This is a genomic window from Salmonella enterica subsp. enterica serovar Typhimurium str. LT2 (assembly GCF_000006945.2).
Classification (GTDB): Bacteria; Pseudomonadota; Gammaproteobacteria; order Enterobacterales; family Enterobacteriaceae; genus Salmonella; species Salmonella enterica.
On sequence record NC_003197.2, the window covers coordinates 2,713,975 to 2,726,770 of the forward strand.

Here is a 12,796-nt window from a genome sequence, read left to right on the forward strand (position 1 = left end):
GTCTTATCCGGCATTGCGCTATACTGCCGGCCCCGCGCCTTCCGCACGGTCGGCTTTCTTCAGAGCTTTAATTTCCTGACGACGCATACGGAAAAAATCACTGAGCAGCGTCGCACATTCATCGCGCAACACCCCTTCAATAATCTCGACCCGGTGATTCATTCCCGGATGGTGCAGCACGTCAATTAGCGATCCGGCCGCGCCAGTTTTTGCATCGCGCGCGCCAAAGACAACGCGTCCAATGCGGCTATGCACCATAGCGCCTGCGCACATCACACAGGGTTCCAGCGTGACATACAGCGTGGTATCCAGTAACCGATAATTCTGCAATACCAGACCGCCCTGACGCAGCGCCATTATTTCAGCATGCGCAGTAGGATCGTGGCGGCCAATGGGTCGATTCCAGCCTTCGCCAATGACGCGATGGTTATGCACCAATACCGCGCCAACCGGGACCTCGCGTTCGTCCCAGGCGCGTTTCGCCAGCGTCAGCGCGTGGCGCATCCAGTATTCGTGATCTAATTCGACATCAGACAAAGAGGTAACTCCGGTAATGAAAGCGGGCGGCATTATACACAGACGCTATGCGTTTCACTATTCGAGCTGCTGCAACTCGCCGTGCGGCGTCACCCGCCAGCGATGCTGGCAAAAATAAAGCAGCGGGTTATCCTGTTTGCTGTCGCTGTAGCCGCTATAAAGACGCAGCGGCGTACCGATTTTACGTTCCAGTTGCGCGACTTTTTCATGGCCCAGACAGCGCACGGTTAATACCCAGCCGCCATACCGTCGCGCCATCTGGCTGGCGATGAGGTTAACGCGCGGCAGCCACGGCGTATCAAAATAGACTTGCTCTACCAATGATTGCGGAGAACCGGTAATAAGCCAGATATCCGCGTCAGAGCTCAATAGATAGGTGGTCAGACGCTCCTGTACAACCGGAAACGCCGTGACGTTAGCGCGAAACCAACGGACAAAATCCGCCTGATGCGCCTGCAAACGCGTTTCGCTATGGCCAAAAGTACAGCCCCACAACAACAGACTCATCGGCCAGCGGGCCGCACGCCCTTTTACCAGTAAACCGATACCGATAATGGGCAACAACGGCAGTACGAGCAGCGCATTTAGCGGCTGACGGCGCAGCAAATAACGCAGAAAACTGCCGAACATATCCTGTTGATGTAACGTTCCATCCAAATCAAAAAAGACGACACGACGCTCGTGGCTGACCAAACCTTACTCCTCTGGATCATTGAACCCCAGCAGCCAGGTAAAAATAAACCCGGCAATTACCGCTATTAAATAGCCTAACAGATAGAACAGGACTTTTCCGGCAACAATTGTTAATGCCAGCGGCAAACCGGAAATACCAAAGGTAATTACCGTCGCCACTTTCCAGTAGCTGATCAACGCCCCGCCTACCGCGCCGCCGAGGCAAGCGCCAATAAATGGCTTACCCAATGGCAGCGTGACGCCAAAAATCAGCGGCTCGCCAATCCCCAGCAGTCCGACAGGAAGCGCGCCTTTAATCACCTTTTTGAGTCGCGCATTGCGGGTTTTCATCAGTACGGCAATGGCCGCGCCTATCTGACCAACGCCCGCCATCGCCAGGATGGGAAACAGCGCGTTATAGCCGTGCGCTTGCACCAGCTCCACATGAATAGGCACCAGCCCCTGATGCAGCCCGGTCAGTACCAACGGCAGGAAGGTTCCGGCTAACACCGCGCCCACCAGAAAACCGCCGCGATCGATAGCCCAGGACGCGCCGTGAGCGATAGCGTCTGAAATCCAGCCGCCAAGCGGTTGCAGAGCGACAATCGCTACCGCGCCGGTGATAACAGTCGTCAATAAAGGGTTAAGAATTAACTCCAGCGACCCCGGCAGCAGCTTACGGAACTGGCGCTCAATCCAGCACATTAACGCCACCACCAGCAGGACGGCGATAACGCCGCCCCGTCCCGGCTGAAGCACCTCGCCAAAGAGCGTAATCTGCGCCAGTTGCGGGCTGGAAAGGATCCCCGCCATCACGCCGCCTAACGCCTGCGATCCGCCAAAGACTTTCGCGGTATTGACGCCAACCAGAATGTTCATGATAGCGAACACCGCGCTACCAAATATCCCCATCAGGCCCAGCAGGTTAGGATAATGGACGGCAACATCGCCGACGATATCCGGACGTTTAAGAATGTTGATAATGCCGGTAATCAAGCCGGATGCGATAAAGGCGGGGATAAGCGGTATAAAAACATTCGCCAGCTTACGCAACGCATCGCTCATCGGCGCTTTATACTTCGCTTTCGCCTCGGATTTGGTACGCGCCATAGCGTCATCCGGTTTTACACCACCTGCGGCAATCTGCACGCGCATCGCATCAACCACCTGCGCAGCCTTCCCCGGCCCAACGATCAGCTGATGTTGCTCCCCTTGCTTTACGTATCCACTGACGCCAGGCAACGCTTTTAAGCGCGGAATATCCAGTTGGCTGTCGTCCTGTACCTCCACCCTGACTCGCGTCATACAGTTTTCCAGGCGCAGAATATTTTGCTCTCCGCCGATACCACGTAAAATGTCGCTGGCGAGCGCTGCCGTCTTATCCATACACACCTCTTTAGTGTTCTAACGCCGCCCTTAAAAAGCCCTGATGAGCGGCAAGTTTTTCCCTGGCGGCTGCAGCATCCAGCCCCGTAAGCGCCATCAAAATGGCGGGCTTAACCTCAAAATCGGTCTGTTTCAGCAACGCTTCTGCTTCTTCACGACCTATCCCGGTCGCTTCAACGACCATCCGACACGCGCGATCGACCAGTTTGACGTTGGTGGCTTTCATATCCACCATCAGGTTTTGATAGACCTTGCCGAATTTCACCATCGCGCCGGTAGAAATCATATTGAGCACCATTTTCTGCGCGGTGCCGGATTTCAGCCGCGTGGAGCCGGTAAGCGCTTCCGGCCCGACAACGGGCGAAATAGCGATATTAGCCTCCCGCGCAATAGGCGAATCTGGATTACAGGAGACGGCAACAGTGGTACAACCGGACTGTCGCGCATAGCGCAGGCCGCCAATCACATAGGGTGTACGACCCGACGCCGCGAGCCCCACAACCAGATCCTGTTCTTGCAGATTTAGCGCGACAAGATCGTCTTCGCCTGCCTGTTGGCTGTCTTCCGCGCCTTCGACCGCTTTCAGCAACGCGCCCGGCCCACCGGCAATCAGCCCGACGACCAGACCGTGCGGAACGCCAAACGTCGGGGGGCATTCAGAGGCATCCAGTACGCCAAGCCGACCACTGGTGCCCGCGCCCATATAGATGATACGTCCGCCAGACTTCAGCGCCGCCGCAGCGGCATCCACCGCACGCGCAACGTCAGGCAGAGTGGCTTTTACCGCTTCCGCTACCAGCGTATCCTGTTCATTAAAACGCTTAACTAATTCAGGAGTAGGCAACGCATCCAGATCCATCGTTTGCGGGTTACGGGTTTCAGACACTAAGGTACCAAGATTCATTTTTGTCCCTCTGGAATTTTTAATTCATAATAAGCGTCCATGATGGAATAGAATATTCCCCCAGGCGAGTGAAATTTCGTTTTGTCGTCGCCATCACGTTTCGCAGGAGCTGCCCATGAACTGTTTGATTCGTATTCGCCAGCGTTATCCGGATCTCGCGCAAAGCGACAGGAAACTGGCGGATTATCTGCTCGCGCAACCGGATACGGCGCGGCATCTGAGCTCGCAGCAACTGGCGGCTGAAGCGGGCGTCAGCCAATCCAGCGTAGTCAAGTTCGCGCAAAAACTGGGGTTTAAAGGGTTTCCGGCGTTGAAACTGGCTCTCAGCGAAGCGTTGGCCAGCAATCCTAATCCGCATTCCGTTCCCGTTCATAACCAGATTCGCGGCGACGATCCGATGCGCCTGGTCGGGGAAAAATTAATTAAAGAGAATGTGGCGGCGATGCACGCCACGCTGGACGTTAACAGTGAAGAAAAGCTGTTAGAAAGCGTCACGATGCTGCGCCACGCCCGCCGTATTGTGATCACCGGGATTGGCGCCTCTGGGCTGGTGGCGCAAAATTTTGCCTGGAAGCTACTGAAGATTGGCATTAACGCGGTGGTTGAGCGCGATATGCACGCCCTGCTGGCGACGGTGCAGGCGCTGGCGCCGGAGGATCTGCTGCTGGCGATCTCTTATTCCGGGGAACGGCGCGAGCTGAACCTGGCGGCGGACGAAACATTACGCGCAGGCGCGAAGATCCTGGCCATTACCGGTTTTTCTCCCAACGCCTTGCAGCAGCGCGCCACCCGCTGTCTGTATACGATTGCTGAAGAGCAGGCGACGCGCAGCGCCGCTATCTCCTCGACACATGCGCAAATGATGTTGACCGACTTACTGTTTATGGCGCTGGTACAACAGGATTTAGAGCGGGCGCCGGAGCGTATTCGCCATAGCGAGGCGCTGGTAAAAAAACTGGTTTGAAAATGGCTCTTCCGCCTCATGCAGAAGAGCTATCAAGTTTATTGCGCTTCTTTAGCGTGAATCAATTGCGTCAGGAGTTTGTTAACCGGTACGGCAATATTGTTCTGAGCGCCGATTCGCGCAATCGCACCATTTAAATAGTCGATTTCGGTCAGTCGGCCTTTATGTAAATCCTGATGCATAGAAGGATAGTGGTGGCCGCTCTCACGCGGATCGAACACTTTCTTCACCGTATTCATCACCATTTGCTCAGTCAACGGAATATTCTGGCTGGCAGCAACTAACACAAACTCATCAACTACCGCTTGCGCTAAATCTAAAGCACCAGGCCGCTGACCAAATCCGCCGACATTACAATCCAGTAACGCGCAATAGGTGTTCATTACGCTATTAAAGGCTGCTTTCTTCCAGATCGATAATAATACGTCAGGGCTTATTTCAGCATTCAATCCAGCACTATTAAGGGTGGCAATGACCTTAGCCTCTTGAGCCGAATCCTGGCTGGCTATCGGCTGCAGTTCAATCGTTCCGGTACCGGTGGCCATAATATGCCCAGCCCCCTCCAGTTCGCTGGACCATAACGTCACACCCGCATAGATTTTCTGCCGATCGACATATTTCTCCAGGGTTTCGATATTTCCCAGGCCGTTAGATAAAATCATCACGACCTTCGCGGCTGGCAGCAGCGGCTTAATACGCTGTAACATGCTATCCAACTGCATGGCTTTGGTAAACAGAATAACCAGCTCAAACTCCCCCTGGGATTCATCAGCCAACATAGCAGGGATGGGGTAATACTTCTGAGTCGTTTCCGTTTCGACAAACAACCCCTTGCTACGAATAGCGTCGACATGCTCCTGCCAGCCATCAATAAGCGTCACGTCGTGCCCGGCCTCCAGCAGCATATAGCCAAAACGACATCCCATAGCGCCTGCACCTGCGATTGCAATTTTCATTTTTATTTCCTTATTATCTGATTAATGAATTTTGGCTAAAACCGTTGCGACATATTTTTTCGTTATCAGGGTCAACACGACTCCAATAAGCAATAGCACCGTTGTCAAAATAAATACTGTATTGTAGCTTCCGGTATATTTTGCAATAGCGGACGTGACGTAAGGAGCAATAACCGCACCGACGGCAAAACCAAAATACATAAAGCCGTAGTTTAGTCCCTGGTTACGCATACCAAAATTCTGGCTGGTCAAGCCAGGGAAGATAACTAATATACCGGCATAAGCAAAGCCCACGCCCAGAGCGCTGAAATAGAATACCGAAGTATTACCGTTGAAGAACAACAGCAGCAGCATACAGACGCAGGTAAAAAGATAAACAATAACCAGCGTATTATAGCCGCCTAATTTATCGGTTAACCCTCCCCAGAACAGGCGACCGATCGAGTTAAATATCGAGACCAGGCTAACGACTAATGCACCGGACAGTAAACCGTACTGCGTCATACCAATTTGCGCAGAACTTGAGCTAATTACCATCCCAGAGAACACGCCCAGCGCCAGAATCATAAACAGCAGCCAGAAGCGCAGATCTTTCAGCATGTGCCGATAGTCTTTATCCAGTGGCGAGGCTTTAATTCCTCCGCTATCTTTTGCTGGCGCGCTACGAATAAAGAACTGGACGATAAAAATAACCACCAGATAAACAATACCCAGATATAACAACGCCCGACTAACATCATGAGTTTGCGCCATAAAATATTCGGCCAGGCGGGTGCAAAGTAGCGTTCCGACGCCAACACCCGCCAGTACGATACCGCTGGCAAGACCGCGACGGTCAGGGAAAAATTTCAGAATATTATTAAGATTACCCGTAAAAGCCAGGCCCGATCCCAACCCGGCAATGACGCCGTAGGTTAAAAACAGCATGGGCAAATTATCCACAAACCCGGACAAGATAAAACCTAAAGAAAACAGGATACCGCCGATAACTATCGCCTGCTTTCCTTTACCATTGTCGATCATTCTCCCACCCCAAATCATCGGTAAAGGAATGATCCCCATGTTGATAGAGAATGCTAACGCCAGCGTAGCCGGATCCCAGTGATATTGCGCCATGAGTGGTGTTTTGAAATAGCTAAATGCGTAGACGCCCCCGAGCACAAAATTGATGCACACGTGAGCGGCAAGCATTCCCCAGCGGTTGATTGATGCCGACATAATTTTCCCTTTTTAAAATGCACTGATCACAGTTTAAAAAAAGCAAAATAGGCAAACAATTTGGTATTTTTTATAATCGTTATAACAAAACCCAATCGATTGGCATTAAATTTTAATGAATATCAAACAACTACATTCCTTCCTGATATTGTGTGATGAATTACATTATGGTCGGGCAGCCAGTCGCCTGTTTATCACTCAGCCATCATTAAGTCAGCAAATCAAACAACTTGAGTCATCACTTAAAACAATATTATTTAAGCGAAAAGGTAGAGGAATTAAATTAACAAAAGCAGGCATTATTTTGCAACGACACGCTAACAAAATAATGCTGGATTTAAAAAATGCCGAAAATGAACTTCTTCCCTATCAGGATCAACAGCGCGATACTATTTCAATCGGGGTGTCAGGCAGCTACCTGGTCCTGCCCGCTTTTCGCAACTTTATGGCGCACCATCCGGAAATATCTTTAAATGTTAAAGAGTTCTCAACTGAGCAAACCATTAAAAAGCTGACGGATAGCGCCGTTGATATTGGCATTGTTTATCGAACAGCGCTCCCTGCCCAGCTAAGCTCGACCATGCTGTTTGAAGATGAAATTATCGCTGCAATCCCACTTTCTCATCCTCTGGCGACACGCGAACGTCTGCATCTAAAAGATTTAAACGACCAGCCCATTATCGTGCTTAATGACTCTCTGCTATTAAGAGGGATCATCACCACAGAATTTAATAACCGCAAAGTCGTTCCTAACGTCATCTGCGAACTGGATAACCACTACTCATGCCTTGAGTATGCCGAAGCGCAGATTGGCATCGCATTTATTACCCGCTCGCTAACCCATTTATCGACACCCAAAAATGTTCGCCTGGTTTCACTGGGCATCCCCGCATTCTTTATTCCTGTCATGCTGGTGCACAGTAATGACCTTTCACTGGATAACGCAACCATCTGCCTGCTCAAGCAGATCAAAAATTTTTACACTGTAGATAACAAATCAGCGCCAGAAAAGAGCTGGCCCGAGCAGAAAATAGGCGTATAATGCCCGCCCGATTTGTGTTGTTTCTGAGAATTTCCTGATGGCGCTGTTAATCACCAAAAAATGTATCAACTGCGATATGTGCGAGCCGGAGTGCCCGAATGAGGCGATTTCAATGGGCGACAGCATTTATGAAATTAACAGCGACAAATGCACCGAGTGTGTAGGCCATTACGAAACGCCGACCTGTCAGAAAGTCTGCCCAATCCCCAATACGATTTTGCAGGATCCCGCCCATGTCGAAAGCGAAGAACAGTTGTGGGATAAGTTTGTTCTGATGCATCACGCAGATAAACTGTAAGCGGGTTAACGTATTTCCAACGCAACAATGTCTGATGGCGCTATGCTTATCAGGCCGACAATATATCGGCCTGTAGGTCAGATAACGTGTTTACGCCGCCATCCGGCAAATCTAACTTTCCAGAATGACCGTAGCGCAGGCGTAATGGCGTTCATCGGCCAACGTGACATGCATGTGCGCCACACCGAGTTTTTCCGCCAGCGTTAACGCCTCGCCCCACAGCCGCAAACGTGGTTTTCCCAGCTCATCGTTAAACACTTCGAACTGATTGAACGCCAGACCGTTGCGGATGCCGGTGCCAAAAGCTTTCGCTGCCGCCTCTTTGACCGCAAAACGCTTGGCGAGAAAACGCACCGGCTGCTGATGCGTCTCCCAGATAGCCCACTCGTTGTCACTGAGCACACGCCTTGCCAGACGTTCGCCGGAACGGGAGATCACTGCTTCAATGCGGGCAATCTCTACAATATCCGTTCCCAGGCCGAGAATCGCCATTAGCCGCGCGCTTCCAGCATCAAACGTTTCATTTCAGCCACCGCCTCTTTCAGCCCCGTCATCACTGCCCGACCAATAATGGCATGACCGATATTGAGCTCGTGCATTTCCGGCAGTGCGGCAATAGCTTTGACGTTATGGTAGGTCAGACCATGACCCGCATTTACTTTTAGCCCCAGACGGGCCGCCAGGGTCGCGGCGCTGGCAATACGCGCCAGCTCTTTTGCCTGTTCCGCATCGGTTTCTGCGTTGGCGTAGCAGCCGGTATGGATTTCGATAAACGGCGCGCCGACTTCCGCCGCCGCGTTGATTTGCGTTTCATCGGCATCGATAAAGAGCGAAACCTGGATGCCAGCCGCCGCCAGGCGCGCACAGGCATCACGCATTTTATCGCGCTGTCCGGCCACATCCAGACCGCCTTCGGTGGTGACTTCCTGGCGTTTTTCCGGCACCAGACAACAGAAATGCGGCCTGGTTTCTACGGCGATCGCCAGCATCTCTTCGGTCACCGCCATCTCCAGATTCATACGCGTATGCAGCGTCTGACGCAGAATGCGCACATCGCGATCGGTAATGTGGCGACGATCTTCGCGCAGGTGTACGGTAATGCCGTCCGCGCCTGCCTGTTCAGCAATAAACGCCGCCTGTACCGGATCCGGATAGTCGGTGCCGCGCGCATTACGTAACGTGGCAATGTGGTCAATATTGACGCCTAACAGTAATTCAGCCATGACAATCCTCGTTAATCTTTCTTCGTTTTTACTGTGCGTTTGGGCATAAATTGCCGGAACAGCTCCCGGCTTTTTAACGGTTTTCCCCCAAGATACGGCTTTAATGCCATACGGGTAAAGCGTTTAGCGGCACGCAGGGTATCTACATCCGGAAATTCCCGCGCCTCCAGCGCTTTCAGGTGCCGTCCGGTAAAGGTGTTGTTATCGATGACGACGCTGGCGAAAAAGCCTTTTTCTTCGCGGTAACGGTAGGTCATGGTGTCATCCACCCGTTCGCCGCTGCCTGCACAGTGGGTGAAATTGACGCCATACCCCAGATGACCCAGCAACGCCAGTTCGAAACGTCGCAACGCCGGTTCAGGCGAGCCGGTGGTTCCCGCCAGCGCCTGAATACAGTTCAGATAATCAAAAAAGAGTTCGGAGAAGCGCGTTTCATATTCCAGTACGCGAGAGAGGAGTTCGTTGATATACAGGCCGCTATAGAGCGTAATACCGCTTAACGGCAGCGCCAGAGAAACTGCCTCGGCGCTGCGCAGGGTTTTCACCTCGCCGCGTCCGCTGTAGCGTAACAATAACGGTGTAAAAGGCTGTAACGCGCCTTTCAAATTGGAACGTTTAGATCGCGCGCCTTTGGCGACAAGGCGCACTCGCCCCGATTCTTCCGTGAAGACGTCCAGCATCAGGCTGGTTTCGCTCCAGGGGCGACTGTGCAGGACAAATGCGCGCTGCCACCCTTCCACGCTGTGTTAACTCACAGATCGTCTACGTAACCGAGACTGCGCAGAGCGCGTTCGTCATCGGCCCAGCCGGATTTCACTTTCACCCACAGTTCCAGGTGTACCGGCGCTTCAAACATCTCCTGCATGTCTTTACGCGCTTCAATACCAATGGTTTTGATTTTGGCGCCTTTGTTGCCAATCACCATCTTCTTCTGCCCTTCGCGCTCGACGAGGATCAGCCCGTTGATATCATAGCCGCCGCGTTCGTTGGTAACAAAACGTTCAATCTCAACGGTAACGGAATACGGCAGCTCGGCGCCGAGAAAACGCATCAGCTTTTCACGGATGATTTCAGACGCCATAAAGCGCTGAGAGCGATCGGTGATGTAATCTTCCGGGAAGTGGTGAATCGCTTCCGGTAAATGTTTACGCACGATACCGGCAATGGTATCGACGTTCATACCCGTTTCAGCAGAGATCGGTACGATATCAAGAAAGTTCATCTGGCTTGCCAGGAACTGGAGGTGCGGCAGCAAATCGACTTTTTCCTGCACGTTATCCACCTTGTTAACGGCGAGAATAACCGGTGCTTTGCCATCGCGCAGTTTGTTCAGGACCATTTCGTCGTCCGGCGTCCAACGGGTGCCTTCCACAACGAAAATCACCAGCTCAACGTCGCCAATCGAACTGCTCGCCGCCTTATTCATCAAACGGTTAATGGCGCGCTTTTCTTCCATATGCAGACCCGGGGTATCGACATAGATTGCCTGATACGGGCCTTCGGTATGAATACCGACAATGCGGTGGCGCGTGGTCTGCGCTTTACGGGAAGTGATCGAAATCTTCTGCCCAAGCAGTTTGTTCAGCAAGGTGGATTTGCCAACGTTCGGACGTCCGACGATGGCAATAAATCCGCAGTAAGTTTTGTCAGTGCTCATTCCAACTCCAGTTTTTTCAGCGCCTGTTCGGCGGCAGCCTGCTCCGCCTTACGACGGCTGGAACCCGTGCCAACCACCGGTTCGCTCAGGCCGCTGACCTGGCAGTGGATAGTAAATTCCTGATCGTGCGCCTCGCCGCGTACCTGCACAACCAGGTAAGATGGCAGCGGCAGATGGCGACCCTGCAAATACTCCTGCAAGCGCGTTTTCGGATCTTTTTGTTTATCGCCCGGACTTATCTCATCCAGACGGGTTTTATACCAGTTAAGGATTAACTGCTCGACGGTCTGGATATTACTATCGAGAAATACTCCGCCGATTAACGCTTCAACGGTGTCCGCCAGAATGGACTCCCGACGGAATCCGCCGCTTTTTAATTCGCCCGGCCCTAAACGCAGGCACTCGCCTAAATCAAATTCACGGGCTAATTCCGCCAGCGTATTACCACGTACCAACGTGGCGCGCATACGGCTCATATCTCCCTCATCCACCCGTGGAAAACGGTGATAAAGCGCGTTAGCGATAACGAAGCTCAGGATTGAATCGCCTAAAAATTCCAGGCGTTCGTTATGTTTACTGCTGGCGCTGCGGTGAGTTAATGCCTGCTGCAACAGCTCCTGATGATTAAAAGTGTAGCCCAGCTTCCGTTGAAGCCGATTAATTACGATGGGGTTCATGCGATACCAATAAATGAATGCGTCAACAATCCAGCACACGAAACAGACCTGATACACGTCATCTGTCCTGCCGCATCGCTGCAGCGGAAAGAAGGTTGTCTATAACCAACGCTGTTTCGTGTGCCGTGGCGACCAAACGGCGCCAACCTAAAACTTCGGGGGAATATTCTATACACAACGACAGGGGATGTCGTTAGTCTTAGGGAATTTATCCAGGAAATAATTCACGCTGCCGCTAAAAAGACGGCAGCGTGAACGATCATTTCATCACAGTTAGTGAATACCGCCGATACGACTCAGGCGTACGCCTGTCGGCCACTCCCCTTCCTGCTTGTCAAAGCTCATCCAGATAGCGACCGCTTTACCGACCAGATTCGCTTCCGGAACAAATCCCCAGTAACGGCTATCCGCGCTGTTATCGCGGTTGTCGCCCATCATGAAATATTGTCCCGGCGGTACAACCCAGGTCGCCAGCGGTTGTCCTGGCTGTTGGTAATACATGCCCAACTGATCCTGAGCTATCGGCACCATCAGGATGCGGTGCGTCACATCGCCCAACGTCTCTTTACGTTCGGTCAGGCGAATGCCGTTTTCTTTCGTCTCGTTTAGCGGAACTTCAAAAAAACCGCTGGTCGCTTCTCCGCCGTTACGGCGGGCAAAAGTCTGTACAAAATCGCTCGGCTCAACGTTAGAGTAGGTAACCGGCAGCGCATTTTCGCACGCCTGACCGGAGCTACAGCCAGGCTGAATCGTCACCTCTTTCGCAACCGGATCATAAGTGATTTTATCGCCCGGCAAACCGACGGCGCGTTTGATGTAATCTAACTTAGGATCTTCCGGATATTTAAATACCACAATATCCCCGCGCTTTGGATGACCGGTCTCAATCAGGGTTTTCTGGTAGATCGGATCTTTAATGCCGTAGGCAAATTTTTCCACCAGAATAAAATCGCCGATAAGCAGTGTCGGCATCATTGAGCCTGACGGGATCTGAAAGGGTTCATAAAGAAATGAACGAACGATCAGAACGATCGCCAGAACCGGGAAAACCGACGCCCCAGTCTCCAGCCAGCCCGGCTTAGGCGCCACTTTATTGAGCGTAGCGTTATCCAGCGCATCTCCCGACGCCGTTTGCGCGGCAGCCTGGCGCGCCCGACGTTTTGGCGCGAAAACAAACTTATCAACGCACCATAAAATGCCCGTCACCAGTGTGGCTATCACCAGAATCAGGGCAAACATGTTCGCCATGCCAACTCCTTAGG

At 52.2% G+C, this 12,796-nt stretch carries 15 protein-coding genes and 12 other annotated features; of the genes, 3 read left to right on the forward strand and 12 right to left on the reverse strand.

Annotated features, from left to right (window positions below):
• Window positions 1-18: 18 nt before the first annotated feature.
• From yfhC to STM2571, 4 genes are all read right to left on the reverse strand, one after another.
• Window positions 19-570, reverse strand: a complete 552-nt coding sequence (gene yfhC, locus STM2568) for a putative cytosine/adenosine deaminase (protein NP_461503.1) — start codon at window positions 568-570, stop codon at window positions 19-21.
• Window positions 571-594: 24 nt separating this feature from the next.
• Window positions 595-1,242 (reverse strand): putatative phosphoserine phosphatase gene (gene yfhB, locus STM2569; RefSeq protein ID NP_461504.1). Within the gene, window positions 595-1,230 belong to an annotated coding region; the region does not span the whole gene.
• The gene (locus STM2570) for a putative phosphotransferase system IIB components (RefSeq protein NP_461505.1) occupies window positions 1,234-2,604 on the reverse strand. Within the gene, window positions 1,234-2,595 belong to an annotated coding region; the region does not span the whole gene. Before STM2570 ends, yfhB begins: the two co-directional genes overlap by 9 nt.
• Window positions 1,237-1,242: a ribosome-binding site (putative RBS for yfhB; RegulonDB:STMS1H002668), on the reverse strand. It overlaps the preceding gene by 6 nt.
• Window positions 2,599-2,604: a ribosome-binding site (putative RBS for STM2570; RegulonDB:STMS1H002669), on the reverse strand. (Lies within the gene STM2570.)
• Before the next feature lies 1 nt (window position 2,605).
• The gene (locus STM2571) for a putative aminotransferase (protein ID NP_461506.1) occupies window positions 2,606-3,510 on the reverse strand. Within the gene, window positions 2,606-3,499 belong to an annotated coding region; the region does not span the whole gene.
• Window positions 3,505-3,510: a ribosome-binding site (putative RBS for STM2571; RegulonDB:STMS1H002670), on the reverse strand. It overlaps the preceding gene by 6 nt.
• Window positions 3,511-3,602: 92 nt before the next feature.
• Window positions 3,603-3,608 (forward strand) — a ribosome-binding site (putative RBS for yfhH; RegulonDB:STMS1H002671).
• On the opposite strand from STM2571, the gene yfhH reads away from it, so the two are divergent.
• Window positions 3,603-4,463, forward strand: a protein-coding gene (yfhH, locus tag STM2572) for a putative ABC superfamily transport protein (protein ID NP_461507.1). Within the gene, window positions 3,615-4,463 belong to an annotated coding region; the region does not span the whole gene. (Overlaps the previous feature by 6 nt.)
• A gap of 38 nt (window positions 4,464-4,501) precedes the next feature.
• Here the strand turns inward: yfhH and STM2573 are convergent.
• Both STM2573 and STM2574 read right to left on the reverse strand, forming a co-directional pair.
• The gene (locus STM2573) for a putative ketopantoate reductase (RefSeq protein ID NP_461508.1) occupies window positions 4,502-5,426 on the reverse strand. Within the gene, window positions 4,502-5,419 belong to an annotated coding region; the region does not span the whole gene.
• Window positions 5,421-5,426, reverse strand: a ribosome-binding site (putative RBS for STM2573; RegulonDB:STMS1H002672). It overlaps the preceding gene by 6 nt.
• 14 nt (window positions 5,427-5,440) lie before the next feature.
• Window positions 5,441-6,648 (reverse strand): putative permease gene (locus tag STM2574; RefSeq protein ID NP_461509.1). Within the gene, window positions 5,441-6,637 belong to an annotated coding region; the region does not span the whole gene.
• Window positions 6,643-6,648 (reverse strand) — a ribosome-binding site (putative RBS for STM2574; RegulonDB:STMS1H002673). Its footprint overlaps the gene before it by 6 nt.
• 104 nt (window positions 6,649-6,752) lie before the next feature.
• Here STM2574 and STM2575 point away from each other — a divergent pair.
• Window positions 6,753-7,679 (forward strand): putative LysR family transcriptional regulator, encoded by a 927-nt coding sequence (locus STM2575; protein ID NP_461510.1) that lies wholly within the window; start codon window positions 6,753-6,755, stop codon window positions 7,677-7,679.
• A 25-nt stretch (window positions 7,680-7,704) separates the two neighbouring features.
• Window positions 7,705-7,710: a ribosome-binding site (putative RBS for yfhL; RegulonDB:STMS1H002674), on the forward strand.
• Window positions 7,705-7,977, forward strand: a protein-coding gene (gene yfhL, locus STM2576) for a putative ferredoxin (RefSeq protein ID NP_461511.1). Within the gene, window positions 7,717-7,977 belong to an annotated coding region; the region does not span the whole gene. Its footprint overlaps the feature before it by 6 nt.
• 111 nt (window positions 7,978-8,088) lie before the next feature.
• Here the strand turns inward: yfhL and acpS are convergent.
• The 6 genes from acpS to lepB all read right to left on the reverse strand — a co-directional run bounded on the left by acpS (window position 8,089) and on the right by lepB (window position 12,793).
• Window positions 8,089-8,486 (reverse strand): holo-[acyl-carrier-protein] synthase, subunit gene (gene acpS, locus STM2577; protein NP_461512.1). Within the gene, window positions 8,089-8,469 belong to an annotated coding region; the region does not span the whole gene.
• Window positions 8,469-9,210, reverse strand: a protein-coding gene (pdxJ, locus tag STM2578) for a carries out condensation and ring closure step after PdxA in pyridoxine biosynthesis (protein NP_461513.1). Within the gene, window positions 8,469-9,200 belong to an annotated coding region; the region does not span the whole gene. The genes acpS and pdxJ overlap by 18 nt, the downstream gene beginning before the upstream one ends.
• Window positions 8,481-8,486 (reverse strand) — a ribosome-binding site (putative RBS for acpS; RegulonDB:STMS1H002675). (Overlaps the previous gene by 6 nt.)
• Window positions 9,205-9,210 (reverse strand) — a ribosome-binding site (putative RBS for pdxJ; RegulonDB:STMS1H002676). Its footprint lies within the gene pdxJ.
• Window position 9,211: 1 nt before the next feature.
• Entirely contained in the window at window positions 9,212-9,940 is a 729-nt protein-coding gene (gene recO / locus STM2579) for a gap repair gene (RefSeq protein NP_461514.1), read from the reverse strand.
• An 11-nt stretch (window positions 9,941-9,951) separates the two neighbouring features.
• The gene (gene era, locus STM2580) for a GTPase (protein ID NP_461515.1) occupies window positions 9,952-10,868 on the reverse strand. Within the gene, window positions 9,952-10,857 belong to an annotated coding region; the region does not span the whole gene.
• The gene (gene rnc, locus STM2581) for an RNase III, ds RNA (protein ID NP_461516.1) occupies window positions 10,854-11,544 on the reverse strand. Within the gene, window positions 10,854-11,534 belong to an annotated coding region; the region does not span the whole gene. Before rnc ends, era begins: the two co-directional genes overlap by 15 nt.
• Window positions 10,863-10,868: a ribosome-binding site (putative RBS for era; RegulonDB:STMS1H002677), on the reverse strand. It overlaps the preceding gene by 6 nt.
• Window positions 11,539-11,544 (reverse strand) — a ribosome-binding site (putative RBS for rnc; RegulonDB:STMS1H002678). It lies within the gene rnc.
• A 263-nt stretch (window positions 11,545-11,807) precedes the next feature.
• Window positions 11,808-12,793, reverse strand: a protein-coding gene (gene lepB / locus STM2582; protein NP_461517.1) for a leader peptidase (signal peptidase I), serine protease. Within the gene, window positions 11,808-12,782 belong to an annotated coding region; the region does not span the whole gene.
• Window positions 12,788-12,793 (reverse strand) — a ribosome-binding site (putative RBS for lepB; RegulonDB:STMS1H002679). Its footprint overlaps the gene before it by 6 nt.
• Window positions 12,794-12,796: the final 3 nt, after the last annotated feature.

Coding starts and splice junctions, on each gene's coding strand:
- yfhC (NP_461503.1), bottom strand. CDS start 570: ATGCCGCCCGCTTTCATTACCGGAGTTACCTCTTTGTCTGATGTCGAA.
- STM2570 (NP_461505.1), bottom strand. CDS start 2,595: ATGGATAAGACGGCAGCGCTCGCCAGCGACATTTTACGTGGTATCGGC.
- STM2571 (NP_461506.1), bottom strand. CDS start 3,499: ATGAATCTTGGTACCTTAGTGTCTGAAACCCGTAACCCGCAAACGATG.
- yfhH (NP_461507.1), top strand. CDS start 3,615: ATGAACTGTTTGATTCGTATTCGCCAGCGTTATCCGGATCTCGCGCAA.
- STM2573 (NP_461508.1), bottom strand. CDS start 5,419: ATGAAAATTGCAATCGCAGGTGCAGGCGCTATGGGATGTCGTTTTGGC.
- STM2574 (NP_461509.1), bottom strand. CDS start 6,637: ATGTCGGCATCAATCAACCGCTGGGGAATGCTTGCCGCTCACGTGTGC.
- STM2575 (NP_461510.1), top strand. CDS start 6,753: ATGAATATCAAACAACTACATTCCTTCCTGATATTGTGTGATGAATTA.
- yfhL (NP_461511.1), top strand. CDS start 7,717: ATGGCGCTGTTAATCACCAAAAAATGTATCAACTGCGATATGTGCGAG.
- acpS (NP_461512.1), bottom strand. CDS start 8,469: ATGGCGATTCTCGGCCTGGGAACGGATATTGTAGAGATTGCCCGCATT.
- pdxJ (NP_461513.1), bottom strand. CDS start 9,200: ATGGCTGAATTACTGTTAGGCGTCAATATTGACCACATTGCCACGTTA.
- era (NP_461515.1), bottom strand. CDS start 10,857: ATGAGCACTGACAAAACTTACTGCGGATTTATTGCCATCGTCGGACGT.
- rnc (NP_461516.1), bottom strand. CDS start 11,534: ATGAACCCCATCGTAATTAATCGGCTTCAACGGAAGCTGGGCTACACT.
- lepB (NP_461517.1), bottom strand. CDS start 12,782: ATGGCGAACATGTTTGCCCTGATTCTGGTGATAGCCACACTGGTGACG.